The organism is Streptomyces sp. SS7, from assembly GCF_037993025.1.
In the GTDB taxonomy this organism is placed as follows: Bacteria; Actinomycetota; Actinomycetes; order Streptomycetales; family Streptomycetaceae; genus Streptomyces.
Genome location: NZ_CP141223.1, coordinates 9,448,824 through 9,464,856, shown reverse-complemented (window position 1 = coordinate 9,464,856; position 16,033 = coordinate 9,448,824). Strand labels below are relative to the sequence as shown.

At 71.0% G+C, this 16,033-nt stretch carries 15 protein-coding genes; 7 read left to right on the top strand and 8 right to left on the bottom strand.

Annotated features, from left to right (window positions below):
* Positions 1-89: 89 nt before the first annotated feature.
* Positions 90-962: a formyltetrahydrofolate deformylase gene (gene purU / locus U5640_RS42630; RefSeq protein WP_340384573.1), complete on the top strand. Its 873-nt coding sequence runs from the start codon at positions 90-92 to the stop codon at positions 960-962.
* Positions 963-1,031: 69 nt separating this feature from the next.
* Here purU and U5640_RS42625 read toward each other — a convergent pair whose 3' ends face one another.
* Together U5640_RS42625 and betA are read right to left on the bottom strand one after the other, a co-directional pair.
* Positions 1,032-1,868, bottom strand: a complete 837-nt coding sequence (locus U5640_RS42625; protein ID WP_340384572.1) for a 5,10-methylenetetrahydrofolate reductase — start codon at positions 1,866-1,868, stop codon at positions 1,032-1,034.
* A 3-nt stretch (positions 1,869-1,871) separates the two neighbouring features.
* Positions 1,872-3,542: a choline dehydrogenase gene (gene betA / locus U5640_RS42620; RefSeq protein WP_340384571.1), complete on the bottom strand. Its 1,671-nt coding sequence runs from the start codon at positions 3,540-3,542 to the stop codon at positions 1,872-1,874.
* 204 nt (positions 3,543-3,746) lie between these two features.
* On the opposite strand from betA, the gene U5640_RS42615 reads away from it, so the two are divergent.
* Complete coding sequence (locus U5640_RS42615) at positions 3,747-4,493, top strand: IclR family transcriptional regulator (protein WP_055634574.1); 747 nt, start codon at positions 3,747-3,749, stop codon at positions 4,491-4,493.
* A gap of 14 nt (positions 4,494-4,507) precedes the next feature.
* Here U5640_RS42615 and U5640_RS42610 read toward each other — a convergent pair whose 3' ends face one another.
* The 5 genes from U5640_RS42610 to U5640_RS42590 form a co-directional block, all read right to left on the bottom strand.
* On the bottom strand, positions 4,508-5,638 hold the full coding sequence (locus tag U5640_RS42610) for an aromatic ring-hydroxylating dioxygenase subunit alpha (RefSeq protein ID WP_340384570.1): 1,131 nt from the start codon (positions 5,636-5,638) through the stop codon (positions 4,508-4,510).
* Positions 5,639-5,722: 84 nt separating this feature from the next.
* Positions 5,723-6,886 (bottom strand): FAD-dependent oxidoreductase, encoded by a 1,164-nt coding sequence (locus tag U5640_RS42605; RefSeq protein WP_340384569.1) that lies wholly within the window; start codon positions 6,884-6,886, stop codon positions 5,723-5,725.
* Positions 6,883-7,245: a bifunctional 3-phenylpropionate/cinnamic acid dioxygenase ferredoxin subunit gene (locus U5640_RS42600; protein WP_067258156.1), complete on the bottom strand. Its 363-nt coding sequence runs from the start codon at positions 7,243-7,245 to the stop codon at positions 6,883-6,885. Before U5640_RS42600 ends, U5640_RS42605 begins: the two co-directional genes overlap by 4 nt.
* 196 nt (positions 7,246-7,441) lie before the next feature.
* Positions 7,442-8,074 (bottom strand): MBL fold metallo-hydrolase, encoded by a 633-nt coding sequence (locus tag U5640_RS42595; protein ID WP_340384568.1) that lies wholly within the window; start codon positions 8,072-8,074, stop codon positions 7,442-7,444.
* Positions 8,074-9,159: an S-(hydroxymethyl)mycothiol dehydrogenase gene (locus U5640_RS42590; RefSeq protein ID WP_340384567.1), complete on the bottom strand. Its 1,086-nt coding sequence runs from the start codon at positions 9,157-9,159 to the stop codon at positions 8,074-8,076. Before U5640_RS42590 ends, U5640_RS42595 begins: the two co-directional genes overlap by 1 nt.
* Before the next feature lie 203 nt (positions 9,160-9,362).
* On the opposite strand from U5640_RS42590, the gene U5640_RS42585 reads away from it, so the two are divergent.
* Both U5640_RS42585 and U5640_RS42580 read left to right on the top strand, forming a co-directional pair.
* The gene (locus U5640_RS42585; protein WP_340384566.1) at positions 9,363-10,112 is read left to right on the top strand and encodes an MBL fold metallo-hydrolase; all 750 of its coding nucleotides are present in this window, start codon (positions 9,363-9,365) and stop codon (positions 10,110-10,112) included.
* A 9-nt stretch (positions 10,113-10,121) separates the two neighbouring features.
* Positions 10,122-11,357, top strand: coding sequence for a DUF4032 domain-containing protein (locus tag U5640_RS42580; protein WP_340384565.1), 1,236 nt, complete (start codon positions 10,122-10,124; stop codon positions 11,355-11,357).
* 11 nt (positions 11,358-11,368) lie between these two features.
* Here U5640_RS42580 and U5640_RS42575 read toward each other — a convergent pair whose 3' ends face one another.
* On the bottom strand, positions 11,369-12,241 hold the full coding sequence (locus tag U5640_RS42575) for a universal stress protein (RefSeq protein WP_340384564.1): 873 nt from the start codon (positions 12,239-12,241) through the stop codon (positions 11,369-11,371).
* A 61-nt stretch (positions 12,242-12,302) separates the two neighbouring features.
* Between U5640_RS42575 and U5640_RS42570 the strand changes: the two genes are divergently transcribed.
* The 3 genes from U5640_RS42570 (at position 12,303) to U5640_RS42560 (ending at position 16,006) form a co-directional block, all read left to right on the top strand.
* Entirely contained in the window at positions 12,303-12,659 is a 357-nt protein-coding gene (locus tag U5640_RS42570) for a VOC family protein (RefSeq protein ID WP_340384563.1), read from the top strand.
* Positions 12,660-12,803: 144 nt separating this feature from the next.
* Positions 12,804-14,480 carry an FAD-dependent oxidoreductase gene (locus U5640_RS42565; protein WP_340384562.1) on the top strand — a complete coding sequence of 559 codons (1,677 nt, stop codon included), beginning with the start codon at positions 12,804-12,806 and terminating at the stop codon, positions 14,478-14,480.
* Entirely contained in the window at positions 14,477-16,006 is a 1,530-nt protein-coding gene (locus U5640_RS42560; protein ID WP_340384561.1) for an ATP-binding protein, read from the top strand. Before U5640_RS42565 ends, U5640_RS42560 begins: the two co-directional genes overlap by 4 nt.
* Positions 16,007-16,033: the final 27 nt, after the last annotated feature.

Below are 16,033 nucleotides of genomic sequence, written 5' to 3'. Positions count from 1 at the left end.
CCGCAGACCTTGACCGTGGACCCCATCCCGGCCAACTATGTTGCGTATCGCTCACAGAGTTGTGCATTACGCACCGACGGAGGAGGCCCATGTCCCCCCGACCTCAACCCGGCCGTGAGTACGTACTCACCCTTTCCTGTCCCGACAGCGCGGGGCTGGTCCACGCCGTGAGCGGCTTCCTCGTCCGGAACTCCGGGAACATCCTGGAGAGCCAGCAGTTCGACGACCGCCTCCAGGGCCGCTTCTTCATGAGGGTCCACTTCGACGTCTCGGACCCGAGTGCCGATCTGAAAAATCTGCGTTACCGATTCGGTCCGGTGGCGGACGCCTACCGGATCTCCTGGACCCTGCGGGACGCGTCGACCCCGACGAGGACGCTCATCATGGTGTCCAAGTTCGGGCACTGCCTGAACGATCTGCTGTTCCGCCGGCGCACGGGTTCCCTCAACATAGAAATCCCGGCGATCGTCTCCAATCACCGGGAATTCGAAGGCCTGGCGGACACCTATGGGATCCCCTTCCATCACGTGCCTGTGACGAAGGACACCAAGCCCGAGGCGGAGGCCCGGCTGCTGGAGCTGGTGCGCGAGCTGGACGTCGATCTCGTCGTGCTCGCCCGCTACATGCAGATCCTCTCGGACGACCTGTGCAAGCGGCTCGAGGGCCGCGCCATCAACATCCACCACTCCTTCCTCCCCAGCTTCAAGGGAGCGAAGCCGTACGACCAGGCCTACGACCGGGGAGTGAAGCTGGTCGGCGCGACCGCGCACTACGTGACGCCCGACCTCGACGAGGGCCAGATCATCGAGCAGGACGTGGTCCGCGTGGACCACTCCCTCGACCCGGGCGAGCTGGTCACGGTCGGCCGCGACGTCGAGGCGCAGGTGCTGGCGCACGCCGTGAAGTGGCACAGCGAGAGCCGCGTGATGGTGGACGGCAACCGCACGGTCGTCTTCCGCTGAGTCCTTTGACGGGGAGGGGGCGGGACCGGAATTCCGGTCCCGCCCCCTCCCCGTCGTATACGGCCCCCGTCAGTCCGCGAGCCGGTCCAGCAGGGCACGCCGCCAGCTCTCCGTCTCGGCGATCTGGTTGAACGTGAACACATGGAGGCCCGCGACGCCCGCGGAGGGCGCCGTGAGGGCCTCCTGGGCCCGCCCGAGCAGTCGCTCGGGCGAGTAGCCGCCGGGCGTGGCGAAGCGCAGGAACCACGAGGCGTGCTTGCTCAGGAAGCGCGTCGACTCCCCCACACCGATCTTCGTCGCCATGGCGAGCAGTTTGGCCCACTGGACGGGCCCCGCGACGCCCACGTGCACGGGCAGGACGACGTCCCGGCGCCGGATGCGGGCGATCCAGTCGCCCAGCACGCGCGCGTCGAAGCAGAGGTTGCTCACGATGTAGGTGGCGTGCTCGCGCTTGTCCCACATCGCCTGGATGGTGATGTCGTCGTGGATGAGGGGATGGCTCTCGGGGTAGCCGGTGATGCCGACGCGTGCGAACGGGCTGTCCAGCTCGCTCAGCCTGCGCAGCACCGGCAGGGCGCCGTCGAAGGCCCCGGCGGGCGGGTTGGCGTCGCCCGCCGGGACGAAGACGTCGTCGACACCGGCCGCGTGCAGCCGGCCGGTGACCTCCTTGAGGTGCGCGTCGTCCCGCAGCAGCCGTGCGGGCACGTGCGGGACGACGCGGTAGCCGTGCGCCCCGAGGCGCTCGGTGAGGGCGAGGGTCGGTTCCAGGCCCTTGACCGGCGACGCCGTCACGGTGACGACGACGTCGCGCGGCACATGGGCGAGGACCTTCTCCTCCGTCGACTTCGTGGGCAGCACCTCGTAGCGGACCCGCTCCAGGAGCGGCCGCAGCCCGTCGGCGGCCAAGGTCTACCCCGCCTGCCGCTGGGCGTCGCGGTGGCGGTAGTAGGCGGCCTTGGACGGGGCGAGGGGCTCCTTGCCGAGGATCAGGTCGGCGGCCTTCTCCGCGATCATCATCACCGGGGCGTAGATGTTGCCGTTGGTGACGTACGGCATGACCGAGGCGTCGACCACGCGCAGGCCCTCCACACCGTGCACCCGCATGCTGGTGGGGTCGACGACGGACATCTCGTCGGTGCCCATCTTGCAGGTGCAGGAGGGGTGCAGGGCGGTCTCGCCGTCCTTGGCGACCCAGGCGAGGATCTCCTCGTCGCTCTCCACGGAGGGTCCGGGTGAGATCTCGCCGTCGTTGTAGGGGGCCAGGGCGGGCTGGTTGAGCAGCTTGCGGGCCACCCGGATCGCCTCGACCCACTCGCGGCGGTCCTGCTCGGTGGAGAGGTAGTTGAAGCGCAGGGCGGGGTGCTCGCGCGGGTCCTTGCTCTTGATCTTCACCGAGCCGATGGCGTCGGAGTACATCGGTCCGACGTGGACCTGGTAGCCGTGGCCGCCGGCCGGCACCGAGCCGTCGTAGCGGACCGCGATGGGCAGGAAGTGGAACATCAGGTTGGGGTAGTCCACGTCCTCGTTGCTGCGGGCGAAGCCGCCGGCCTCGAAGTGGTTGGTCGCGGCCGGGCCCTTGCGGAACAGCCACTGGAGCCCGATGAAGGGGGCGCGCCACTTCGCCAGGTACGGCTGCATGGAGACGGGCTGCTTGCACGCGTACTGGATGTAGACCTCGAGGTGGTCCTGCATGTTCTCGCCGACGCCGGGGAGGTCGTGGACGACGTCGATGCCGAGGGCGCGCAGTTCCTCGGCGTTGCCGACGCCGGAGAGCTGGAGGAGCTGCGGGGAGTTGATCGCGCCGCCGCAGAGGATGACCTCCTTGGCGCGGACCTGCTGGAGGGCGCCCCGGCCCTTGCGGTACTCGACGCCGACGGCCTTCTTGCCCTCGAACAGGACACGGGTGACCAGGGCGCGGGTGGTGACGGTGAGGTTGGGCCGCTTGCGGGCGGGCTTGAGGTAGGCCTTGGAGGCGGAGAGCCGGCGTCCGCGGGAGACATTGCGGTCGAACTTGGCGAAGCCTTCCTGCCGGTACCCGTTGACGTCCTCGGTGGGCGCGTAGCCCGCCTCCTCGGTGGCCTTGAGGAAGGCGCCGAAGAGCGGGTTGTCGGCCGGCCCGCGTTCGAGGACCAGCGGCCCGTCGTGACCGCGGAACTCGTCGTCGGGGTCGGCGGCCAGACAGTTCTCCATCCGCCGGAAGTAGGGCAGACAGTGGGCGTAGTCCCACGTCTCCATGCCGGGATCGGCCGCCCAGCGCTCGTAGTCCATGGGGTTGCCGCGCTGGAAGATCATGCCGTTGATGCTGCTGGAACCGCCGAGCACCTTGCCGCGCGCGTGATAGATGCGCCGGCCGCCCATGTGGGGCTCGGGCTCGGACTCGTACTTCCAGTCGTAGAAGCGGCTGCCGATCGGATACGTCAGCGCGGCCGGCATGTGGATGAACACGTCCCACGGGTAGTCGGACCGGCCGGCCTCCAGCACCAGGACCCGGTTCGCCGGATCCGCGGAGAGCCTGTTCGCCAGTGCGCTGCCGGCTGATCCACCACCGACGATGACGAAGTCGTACTGCAGGGAAGCCATGGAGCCCTCGTCTCGCTTGCGCCACAGATAGTGCGACGCATGCTAATACCAGTAGCGCTATACGCACTAGGTTGCGAGCCACGCAACTTACGTGGCCTCGGTTTCGATCGGGTTACTTGCAAAGGCGTTGTTTACTGCACGTATAGTTGCGCTGTGAGCAACTACAGCACAGACACCGAAACGTCGAGTACGCAGTCCGGCGGCGTGCAGTCGGTCGACCGCGCCATCAGCGTGCTGGAAATCCTGGCCCAGCGCGGTGAGGCGGGCGTCAGCGAGGTGGCCGCCGAGATCGATGTTCACAAGTCCACCGCGTTCCGCCTGCTCGGCGCCCTGGAGGCGCGCGGTCTGGTGGAGCAGGCGGGCGAGCGCGGCAAGTACCGGCTCGGCTTCGGCATCGTACGCCTGGCCGGCGCCGTCACGGGACGTCTCGACATCACCCAGCAGGGCCGTCCCGTCTGCGAGCGCCTCGCCGAGGAGATCGGCGAGACGGTCAACATCGCGGTCATGCAGGAGCACTACGCGATCAATCTGTACCAGGTGCGCGGTCCGGCGGCCGTCGCCGCGCACAACTGGGTCGGTGAGCTGACCCCGCTGCACGCGACGTCGAGCGGCAAGGTCCTGCTGGCCCATCTGCCCGCCAAGGAGCGGGCCGCGGTGCTGGCGAAGTCCGGGCTGGAGAAGGTCGGCCCGCACACGATCACCGCGAAGACGAAGCTGGAGAAGAACCTGGCGGAGGCCCGTGAGCGGGGCTACGCCTGGACGCTGGAGGAACTGGAGATCGGGCTGCACGCGATGGCCGCCCCGATCAGGGACCGGGACGGCGTGGTCATCGCGGCACTCAGCGCCTCGGGGCCCTCCTACCGCTTCACCGAGGAGCGGCTGCACGAGCTCTCCCCGATCCTCCTCAAGGGAGCGGAGGAGATCAGCCACCGCATGGGCTTCCTGGGCTGACCCGGCCCGCGGGGTCAGCCCTGCGGGGTGCCGAGGCGTTCGTTGACCCAGTCGTGGAAGGCGCCGATGTGGTGTTCGCTGGGCACCAGCACACCGCCCTTGGCGTACATCCGCGAGCTCATGCCCGGCTGGGTGCGCTCGCAGGCGTCGAAGTCCTGCACGTTGACCCGGTGGAACAGCTCCACCGAGCGGCTGACGTCCTTGCCGCTCTCGACGACGTGCGGCAGATAGAGCCAGTCGCACTCGACGATCGTGCGGTCGACGGCCACCGGGTACATACGGTGGAAGATCACGTGGTCGGGGACGAGGTTGATGAAGACCTGCGGCTTGACGGTGATCGCGTAGTAGCGGCGGTCCTGGTCCTCGGCCACCCCGGGGATGCGGTCCAGCCCCTCGGAGCCGTCCACCGTGAAGCCCTGGATCTCCTCGCCGAACTCCGCGCCGTGGCCCACGTAGTACTGGGCCGCGTAACCGTCCGCGAACTCCGGCAGCACCTCGGTCAGTTCGGGGTGGATCGTGGCGCAGTGGTAGCACTCCATGAAGTTCTCGATGATGAGCTTCCAGTTCGCCTTCACGTCGTACGTGATGCGCCTGCCCACGGACAGGTTGTCCACGTCGTAGCGCTCGATGGAGGCGAGGTCGCCGAGGCGTTCGACGGCGGCGCCCATCACGTCCTCCTCGAAGGACGGCGGGTTCTCCGCCAGGCACACCCACACATAGCCGAGCCACTCCCGGACGGCGACGCCGGTCAGGCCGTACTCGGTGCGGCCGACGTCGGGCATCTTGGTCAGGTTGGGGGCGGCGACGAGCTTGCCGTTCAGGTCGTAGGTCCAGGCGTGGTACGGGCACTGGAAGGCCCGCTTGACCTCGCCGGTCTCCTCCGTGCAGAGCTTCGCCCCGCGGTGGCGGCACACATTGAAGTAGGCGCGGATCGCGTTGTCCCGGGCACGGGTGACCAGGATGCTCTCGCGGCCCACGTCCACGGTGCGGAACGCACCGGGCTTGGCCAGCTCGGAGGCGCGCGCCACGCAGAACCACATGGTCTCGAAGATGCGCTCCTGCTCCTGGGCGAAGATCCCGGGATCGGTGTAGGAGGAGCCGGGAAGGGTGGCGATCAGACTGTCCGGCAGGCTGGTCGAGGTCACGGTGCACTCCTCGGAAAACGTCGTGGGCGGATCATTCACGCGCCGGCAAGAACGACTCCGCTCGGCGTCGAAACAGGGGTGGGGTCAGACGGTGGCGGCAGCGAGCTGCTTGCGCCAGCGGGTGAACAGCCGCGGCTGGTTCATCCCGAGTACGGCGACCGGGGTCCCGGCGCGCCGGTACACGGCCAGGACGTCGCGGTCCCCGGCGGTGCCTTGCTCGACGGTGACGGTGTCGGCGCCGGCCGCGTGGCCGGCGAACTGGATCTTCACTCCGTACTGGTCGGACCAGAAGTACGGCGGCTTCGGCACCCCGGGTTCCACCGCCCCGCCCGCCAGCAGGGTGGCGATCGCGGCGTCCGGGCGTTCCCGGGCTCCCGTCCAGTGCTCGACCCTGCGGTGCGCACCGGCCCGCGGGTCGTACCAGTTCGCGCAGTCCCCGACGGCGACCACGGAGGCGAGGCTGGTGCGCCCGTCGGCGCCGCACTTGACGCCGTTGTCGAGCGCGATGCCCGAGCCGTCGAGCCAGTCGACGCAGGGGCGTGCGCCCACACCGACCACCACGATGTCGGCGGGGATGCTGCGGCCGTCCTCCAGGAGTACGGCGTCGACACGGCTCTCGCCGCTCAGCCCCTTGACGCCGACCCCGCACAGGAGCCGTACGCCGTGGTCGGTGTGCAGGCCGGAGACGACGGTGCCCATCTCGGCACCCAGCGGGCCGGCCAGCGGCGTGGGCGCCGCCTCGATCACCGTCACGTCGAGTCCGAGCGTGTGGGCGGTGGAGGCGACCTCGGCGCCGATGAAGCCGCCGCCGATCACCACCAGGCTGCCCCCTGCGGCGAGCGCGTCGCGCAGGGCGCGGGCGTCGTCCAGGGTGCGCAGGGTGTGCACCCCGGCGAGCCCCTCGGAACCGGGCAGGCTGCGGGCGGCGGCACCGGTCGCGAGGACGATCCCGTCGGCCTTCAGCTCGCGCCCGTCGGCGAGCCGTACGGCCCGCTCGGTGCGGTCGAGGCCGGTCGCCCGGACCCCGAGCAGCCACTCGGCGCCCAGATCCTCACCCTCGGTCTCCAGAGCGAGGTCGGCCTCGCCCAGGGTCCCCGCGAGGAACTCCTTCGACAGCGGCGGCCGGTCGTAGGGCCGGTGCGGTTCGTCGCCGATGACGACGAGACGGCCGTCGTAGCCCTGCTTGCGCAGCGCGCGCACGGCCGACAGACCGGCGAGGGAGGCGCCGACCACGGCCACCGTCCTCACGCGGGCCCCCCGGCCAGCCGGGACGCCACACAGGGCGGGAGATTGGGAGCCGCCTCGGACACCTTGACGAAGACCGTGCCGTCCTCGACCACGACCTCGTGGGTGCGCACCGGCAGCTTGGCCGGCGGGGCGTCCACCGCGCCGGTGCGCAGGTCGAACTTGGAGGCGTGCAGCGGGCACTCGACCTCACAGCCCTCCAGCCAGCCGTCGGCGAGCGAGGCGTCCTGGTGGGTGCAGGTGTCGTCGATGGCGTAGAGCTCGCCGTCGTCGGTGTGGAACACCGAGACCGGCGGGTCGATGTCGAGCCGGAAGGCCTCGCCTCGCGGGAGATCCTCGAGACGGCACGCGGGAATCATCATGACACCTCGGTGCGTATAGCGAAACGGATTGCGGAAAGCGCAACATCAGTCTGAGGTCGCCCAGAACCCCTGTCAAGGCTTGCGGAGAGCCGCTTCGGGCCACCTCGCGGACCGCCCCCGAGGCAGCTCGAAACGCCCGCACCACCTGCGGAAACAGGTAATGCGGGCGCCGTGCGGAGGGCTGCGCCGGGAGCGGTCAGAAGCCGCGGTCGATCCACTCCTGGAGGTGCGGGGCCTCCGTGGCGACGGTCGTCGTGTCCCCGTGTCCGGTGTGGACGACGGTGTCGCCGGGCAGCGTCAGCAGCCGGTCGCGGATCGAGTCGACGATGGTCGGGAAGTGGCTGTACGACCGTCCCGTGGCCCCCGGTCCCCCCGCGAACAGCGTGTCGCCGCTGAAGAGCGCGGACAGGGCGGGCGCGTACAGGCAGACCGCGCCCGGGGCGTGGCCCGGGGTGTGCAGCACGGTGAGGTCGACGCCCGCCACGGTGATGACCTGCCCGTCGGCCAGCTCGCCGTCGGGCTCGCGGTCGGGATGGGTCTGTTTCCACAGGGGCAGGTCGTCGGGGTGGAGCAGGACCGGGGCTCCGGTGCGCGCGGCGAGGGCGGGCGCGGCGTCGATGTGGTCGTTGTGGGCGTGGGTGCTCACGATGGCGGTGAGCCGCCGGTCCCCGACGGCCCGGGCGATCGCGTCGGCGTCATGGGCGGCGTCGACGACGATCACCTCGGTGTCGTCGCCGACGATCCAGACGTTGTTGTCGACGTCCCAGGTGCCGCCGTCCAGGGAGAAGGTCCCGGAGGTGACGAGGTGCTCGATGCGGGCGCCGGACATCAGAGGACCACCACCGAGCGCAGGACGTCGCCGCCGTGCATCCGCTCGAAGGCCTTCTCCACCTCGTCGAGGGCGATGGTCTCGGTGACGAAGGCGTCCAGGTCGAGCCGGCCCTGGAGGTAGAGGTCGACGAGCATGGGGAAGTCGCGGGAGGGCAGGCAGTCGCCGTACCAGGAGGACTTCAGCGATCCGCCGCGGCCGAAGACGTCCAGGAGGGGCAGTTCGAGCTTCATCTCCGGCGTCGGGACGCCGACCAGGACGACCGTGCCGGCCAGGTCGCGTCCGTAGAACGCCTGCCGGTAGGTCTCCGGGCGGCCGACGGCCTCGATGACGACGTCCGCACCGAAGCCGCCGGTCAGCTCGCGGATCGCCTCGACGGCGTCGGCCTCGCGCGAGTTCACGGTGTGGGTGGCGCCCAGCTTCCGCGCGGTCTCCAGCTTGCGGTCGTCGATGTCCACGGCGATGATCCTCGCCGCGCCGGCCAGCCGGGAGCCGACGACGGCCGCGTCCCCGACGCCGCCGCAGCCGATGACGGCCACGCTGTCGCCGCGTCCCACGTTGCCGGTGTTGATGGCGGCGCCGATGCCCGCCATCACCCCGCAGCCCAGCAGGCCGACGGCGGCCGCCGAGGCGGCGGGGTCGACCTTGGTGCACTGCCCGGCGGCGACCAGGGTCTTCTCGGCGAAGGCGCCGATGCCGAGGGCCGGGGACAGCTCGGTGCCGTCGAGCAGGGTCATCTTCTGCTTGGCGTTGTGCGTGTTGAAGCAGTACTGCGGGCGGCCGCGGCGACAGGCCCGGCACTGGCCGCACACGGCTCGCCAGTTCAGGATGACGAAGTCACCGGGCGCGACGTCCGTGACGCCCTCACCGACCGACTCCACGATGCCGGCGGCCTCGTGGCCGAGCAGGAAGGGGAACTCGTCGTTGATCCCGCCCTCGCGGTAGTGCAGATCGGTGTGGCAGACCCCGCAGGCCTCGATCCTGACCAGCGCCTCCCCCGGGCCGGGGTCGGGGACGATGATCGTCTCCAGGCTGACGGGGGCACCCTTCGCGCGCGCGACGACAGCACGGACCTGGTGAGCCATGGCCACTCCTAGGCTGGTACGGGACCTGAGTCTTATGTTGCTCAATGCGGCACGCATCTCATGTGCCGCAACACAGCATCCTGGAGCGCCGAGCAGCGGTCAAGGCTCCCGAGGGGCCGGTACCAGGGCGGTGATCCACGGGGGCACCCCGTCTGCTTTGCTGTGCGCGGCGGACAGGCTCCTCACACCTCGGGACGACGATCATGGGCGCGGACGTACGGCAGGTCGCCGACGGCATCCATCTGGTGCACGGCTCTCACACGAACTGGGTGATCCTCGGCGAGGGGGACGCCGTCACGCTGATCGACACCGGCTACCCGGGCGACCGCGAGCAGCTCCTCGCGTCCCTCGCGGCGGTGGGCAGTTCTCCGCCAGCGGTGACCGCCGTGCTGCTCACCCACGCCCACAACGACCACCTCGGTTCGGCCGAGTACCTGCGGACGACCTACGGCACCCCGGTGCTCGCGCACCCGGCGGAGGTGCCGCACGCCCGCCGGGAGTTCCTCCAGCAGGTGGGCGTCGGCGCGGTGCTGGGGAACGCGTGGCGCCCCGGTGTGCTGCCGTGGCTGGTGCACGTGCTGCGCGTCGGCGGCACCCAGCAGCACCCCGTCGGCGCGCCGGAGGCGTTCCCGGTCACGGACGGCCCGCTCGACCTGCCCGGCCGGCCGGTGCCGGTGCACACACCCGGCCACACCGACGGCCACTGTGTCTTCCATCTGCCGGACGCCGGGGTGGTGATCTCGGGGGACGCCCTGGTCAGCGGGCATCTGACCTCGCGGATCGAGGGCCCCCAGCTGCTGCCGGACATGTTCCACCACGAGCGCGCCCGAGCGGTGACCTCCCTCGGCCTGATCGAGGGCCTGGAGGCCGATGTGCTGCTGCCTGGGCACGGACCGGTGCACCGGGGCTCCGTGAAGGCGGCCGCCCGGCACGCCCGCGAACGCGCCGTCTAAGGTCAGGCCATGGCTTTGCAGATCAGCGCCACGAATCCGGAGCACCCGGCCCTCCTCCTGGAGCTTCCCTGGGACGTGCCCCTGGAGCAATGGCCCGAGGAAGTCCTCGTCCCGCTGCCGCGCGGCATCTCCCGCCACGTGGTGCGCTACGCGCGCGCCGGTGACGAGGTGATCGCCGTCAAGGAGCTCGCCGAACGCCCGGCGCTGCGCGAGTACGAGCTGCTGCGCGACCTGGACCGGATCGGCATCCCCGCCGTCGACCCCCTGGCCGTGGTCACCGGGCGCACCGACCGCGCGGGGGACCCGCTGGAGTCGGTACTGGTCACCCGGCACCTGGGCGGCTCGATGCCGTACCGGTCGATGTTCGAGACGACCATGCGTCCGGCGACCATGCACCGGCTGATGGACGCCCTCGCGGTGCTCATCGTGCGGCTGCATCTCGCCGGGTTCGCCTGGGGCGACTGCTCGCTGTCCAACACGCTGTTCCGGCGGGACGCGGGCGCCTACGCCGCGTATCTGGTGGACGCCGAGACCGGTGATCTGCATCCGCAGCTCAGCCCCGGGCAGCGGGAGTACGACCTCGATCTCGCCCGTGTCAACATCAGCGGCGAGCTGCTGGACCTGGAGGCGTCCGGGGCGCTCCACCCGTCGGTGGACCCGATCGAGTTCGGCATGGAGATCTGCGCCCGCTACGGCGCGCTGTGGGAGGAGTTGACCCGCACCTCGGTGTACCCGGCGGGCAAGTACCACTACATCGAGCGCCGTATCCGCCGGCTCAACGACCTGGGCTTCGACGTGGCCGAGATGCAGATCGAGCACTCCCCCAACGGCGACACCGTCACCTTCGTGCCGAAGGTCGTCGACGCGGGCCACCACCAGCGGCAGCTGCTGCGGCTGACCGGACTGGACACCGAGGAGAACCAGGCCCGGCGGCTGCTGAACGACCTGGAGAGCTGGATGGCGACCCAGGACGACTACGCCCCGGGCGACCCCCTCGCCGCCCGGCCCGAGGTGCTGGCGCACCGGTGGGTGCGGGACGTGTTCCGGCCCACCGTGCGCGCCGTGCCGTCCGAGCTGCGCGGCTCGATGGACCCGGCGGAGATCTACCACGAGCTGCTGGAGCACCGCTGGTACCTGTCCGAGCAGGCGCAGCACGACATCGGGCTCGACACGGCGGTCGAGGACTACCTCGTGCACATCCTGCCCAAGGCACGGGAGACGCTGGAGCCGACCGTGCCCGAGTGAGCCGGGTGCACTCAGTCGTGGGGGACGACGGCGACCGGGCAGCCGGCGTGGTGCAGGACGCCGTGCGCGACGGAGCCTATGCGGGCGCCCACGGCGGTGCGGTGGGCGCGCCGGCCGACGACCATCAGCTGGGCCCGCCCGGCGACCGAGAGCAGGACCTGTCCGGCGCTGCCCATCTCGACGTGCTCGACGACGTGCACGTCCGGGAAGCGCTCCCGCCACGGTCGTACGGCGTCGTCCAGGGCCTTCTTCTCGAACGGCTCCAGGCCGCCCGCCTCGTCGAGCAGCTTGAGCGAGCCCGGGCTGTACGCGAAGACCGGCGGCAGCTGCCAGGCGCGCACCACGCGGACGCTCGCGCCGCGGGCCGCGGCGGTCGCGAAGGCGAACCGCAGCGCGGCGGCGCTGTCCTCGGGGTCGCCCTGCTGGCCGACGACGATCTCGTGCCCGGCCACCTCGGCGGAGGGCTTGTCGCCGGCCCGGACGAGGACGACGGGGCGGGCCGCCTCGGCGATCACCTGCTGGCCGACCGAGCCCAGCAGGAAGCCGACGACGGGGCCGTGCCCGCGGGAACCGAGCACCAGCAGTTCCGCGTCCGCGGCGGCGCCGAGCAGTGTCCCGACCGGGTGGCCCTCCAGGACGTCGGTGGTGACGGGGAGGCCCGGGTGCCGTTCGGTGACCGTGGCGACGGCCCGCTCGACGGCCTCGCCCACCCAGGCCCGCTGGGCGTCCCGGTCGGCGGCCTCGGGCGCGGGGTGGGGCCCGTGTTTCCAGGCGTGCACCACCCGCAGCGCCGTGTCCCGTCGTACGGCCTCCCGCGCCGCCCAGGCGAGCGCCGCGAGGCTCTCGTCCGTCCCGTCGACCCCTGCCGTGATCGGGCCCGTCATCGCGCTGCCTCCTGTGTCGTGATCACTTCGTACCGGGCCAGTCTTCACTACGCTGCCGTTCATGACCTTGGAATGGGAACAGGTGATCGTGGACTGTCACGATCCGGTCGCGCTCGGACGCTGGTGGGCGAAGGCACTCGGCTGGGCGGTGGTGAGCAACGCGCCGGACGAGTACGAGATCCGGCCCGCGCCGGACCGGCTGCCGGGGCTGCTGTTCGTCCCCGTGCCGGAGGGCAAGCAGGTCAAGAACCGGCTGCATCTGGACTTCCGTCCCCTCGACCAGCGGGCCGAGGTGAGCAGACTGCTGTCGCTGGGGGCGCGCCACGCCGACCTGGGGCAGGGCGAGCAGCCGTGGGTGACGCTGACCGACCCCGAGGGCAACGAGTTCTGCGTCCTGGCGGCGCGGCGGTCGCCTTGACGGTGGGTGCCCGGTGCTGAACCGGGAGCGCACGCTGCGCACCGTCCCTGAGCGGACGGCAGCGAACGACCCTACGATGGGCGGAGCCGGCGCGCGGTCCGCCGTGCGCCGGCGAGTCCTGACCGCTCTCGGGGTGGGAGACGTATGACACAGGCCGCCGAACCGGCGCGGACCGTCATCCTGACCGTGGACGACGACCCGGGGGTGTCCCGTGCCGTCGCCCGTGACCTGCGGCGCCGCTACGGCGCCGCGTACCGGATCGTGCGGGCGGAGTCCGGCGAGTCCGCGCTGGAGGCGCTGCGCGAACTGAAGCTGCGTGGCGACCTGGTGGCGGTGATCCTGGCCGACTACCGCATGCCGCAGATGAACGGCATCGAGTTCCTCGAACAGGCCCTGGACGTGTACCCGGGAGCCCGGCGGGTGCTGCTGACCGCCTACGCGGACACGAACGCGGCGATCGACGCGATCAACGTCGTCGACCTCGACCACTATCTGCTCAAGCCGTGGGACCCGCCGGAGGAGAAGCTCTACCCGGTCCTGGACGACCTGCTGGACGCCTGGCGCGCCAGCGACTACCGGCCGGTCCCGGCGACGAAGGTGGTCGGGCACCGGTGGTCGGCGCGTTCCTCGGACGTCCGGGAGTTCCTGGCCCGCAACCAGGTGCCGTACCGCTGGTACTCCGCCGACGAGCCCGAGGGGCAGCGGCTGCTGGCCGCGGCGGAGGCGGACGGGCGGCGGCTGCCGCTGGTGATCACCCCGGAGGGGGCGCCGCTGATCGAGCCGGACGCCCCGGAGCTGGCGGCGCGCGTGGGTCTGGCGACGACCCCGGCGGCCGAGTTCTACGACCTGGTCGTCATCGGCGGCGGTCCGGCCGGCCTGGGGTCGGCGGTGTACGGCGCCTCCGAGGGGCTGCGGACGGTGCTGGTGGAGCGGTCGGCGACCGGCGGACAGGCCGGGCAGAGTTCGCGCATCGAGAACTACCTCGGGTTCCCCGACGGGGTGTCCGGGGCCCAGCTCACCGACCGGGCGCGCCGGCAGGCGACCAAGTTCGGCGCCGAGATCCTCACCGCGCGCGAGGTGACGGGGCTGGAGGTGAACGGCTCCGCGCGGGTCGTACGGTTCTCGGACGGCTCGGCGGTGGCGGCGCACAGCGTGATCCTCGCGACGGGCGTGTCCTACCGGCAGCTCGCGGCGCCGGGCTGCGACGACCTGACCGGCTGCGGGGTGTTCTACGGCTCGGCGCTGACCGAGGCGGCCTCCTGCCAGGACCAGGACGTGTACATCGTGGGCGGCGCCAACTCCGCCGGGCAGGCGGCGATGTACCTGTCGCGGAACGCCAGGTCGGTGACGCTGCTGGTGCGCGGGGAGTCGCTGGCGGCCTCGATGTCGTACTACCTGATCCAGCAGATCGAGGAGGCGCCGAACATCCATGTGCGGGCAGGCACGGTCGTGGAGTCCGCGCACGGGGACGGTCGTCTGCAGCGGCTGACGCTGCGGGACGTGAAGAACGGCGAGACCGAGACCGTCGACGCGCAGTGGATGTTCGTGTTCATCGGCGCGGCCCCGCTGACCGACTGGCTGGACGGGACCGTGCTGCGCGACGAGCGCGGGTTCATCCTGGCGGGGCCCGATCTCACCGCGGACGGGCGGCCGCCGGCGGGCTGGGAGCTGGACCGGCCGCCGTACCACCTGGAGACCAGCATTCCCGGCGTGTTCGTGGCGGGCGACGCACGCGCCGAGTCGGCCAAGCGGGTCGCGTCCGCCGTCGGAGAGGGAGCCATGGCAGTCATGCTCGTCCACCGGTATCTGGAGCAGTCGTGAGCGGGCGGCCGATGCCGTGCAGCCCGGCGGAGATCGGCTCGCTGTTCCTGTTCGAGAAGCTCACCCCGGAGCAGCTGGGACGGCTGTGTGCGGAGGGGCGGGTGGAGAGGTTCGAGCCCGGTCCGGTGTACGCCGAGGGAGATCCGGCGACCTGCTTCTACGTGCTGGTCGAGGGCTCGGTCGTGCTGTCGCGGCGGGTCGGCGGGGACGACGTGGAGGTCACCCGGACCTCGCAGCGCGGGGTGTACTCGGGGGCCATGCAGGCGTATCTGGGGGACCGGGTGCGGCAGGTCTACACCAACTCGATGCGGGTGACGGAGCCGTCCCGGTTCTTCGTGCTGCCGGGGGACGTGTTCGCGGAGATCATGCGGGACTGGTTCCCGATGGCGGTGCATCTGCTGGAGGGCCTGTTCTTCGGCTCGAAGAACACCCAGGCCGCGATCGGGCAGCGGGAACGGCTGCTGGCGCTCGGCTCGTTGTCGGCGGGGCTCACCCATGAGCTCAACAACCCTGCCGCGGCGGCCGTCCGGGCCACCGCGACGCTGCGCGAGCGGGTCGCCAGGATGCGGCACAAGCTCGCGCTGATCGCCGAAGGACCCTTCTCCCGGGACGCGTTGGCGAGTCTGATCGAGGTCCAGGAGCGCACCGCCGAGCGGGTCGCCAAGGCGCCGTCGCTCAGTCCGCTGGAGGCGTCGGACCGGGAGGACGCGCTCACCGAGTGGCTCGAGGACCACGGCATGGACTACGGCTGGCAGTACGCGCCGGTGTTCGTGCAGGCGGGGCTGGACGTCGACTGGCTGGAGCAGGTCGCCGCGGCGGTGGACCCGGAGATGCTGCCCAACGCGGTCGGATGGCTCAACTACACCATCGAGACCGAGCTGTTGATGTACGAGATCGAGGACTCCACGACCCGGATCTCGCACCTGGTGGACGCGGCCAAGCAGTACTCGCAGCTCGACCGGGCGCCCTTCCGGGTGGTGGACGTGCATGAACTCCTCGACAGCACGCTGCTGATGCTGTCGGGGAAGATCGGGCAGCGCATCGAGGTGGTCAAGGAGTACGACCGGACGCTCCCGCAGGTGCCCGCCTATCCGGCGGAGCTGAACCAGGTGTGGACGAACCTCGTGGACAACGCGGTGTTCGCCGTCAACAGCGCAGGCGGGGAAGGCTCGTTGACCGTGCGCACGGCGCGGGAGGGCGACCGGCTGCTGGTGGAGTTCCGGGACACCGGTCCCGGCATCCCGGCGGACATCCGCAGCAGGATCTTCGACCCGTTCTTCACCACCAAACCGGTCGGCGAGGGTACGGGCCTCGGCCTGGACATCTCCTGGCGGATCATCGTCAACAAGCACCACGGCACGCTGCGGGTGGAGTCGGTGCCGGGCGACACCCGCTTCCAGGTGCTGCTGCCGCTCACCGCGCCCGAGCCCGATTCGCCGCCCGACGCGCTGTCCGAGCCCCGGCCCGAGTCCCAGCCCGAGTCGCCGCCCGAGTCCCAGCCCGCCGAGGTCGAGGAGCCCGCATGACCGACACGAACGCCATCGAACCCGTCC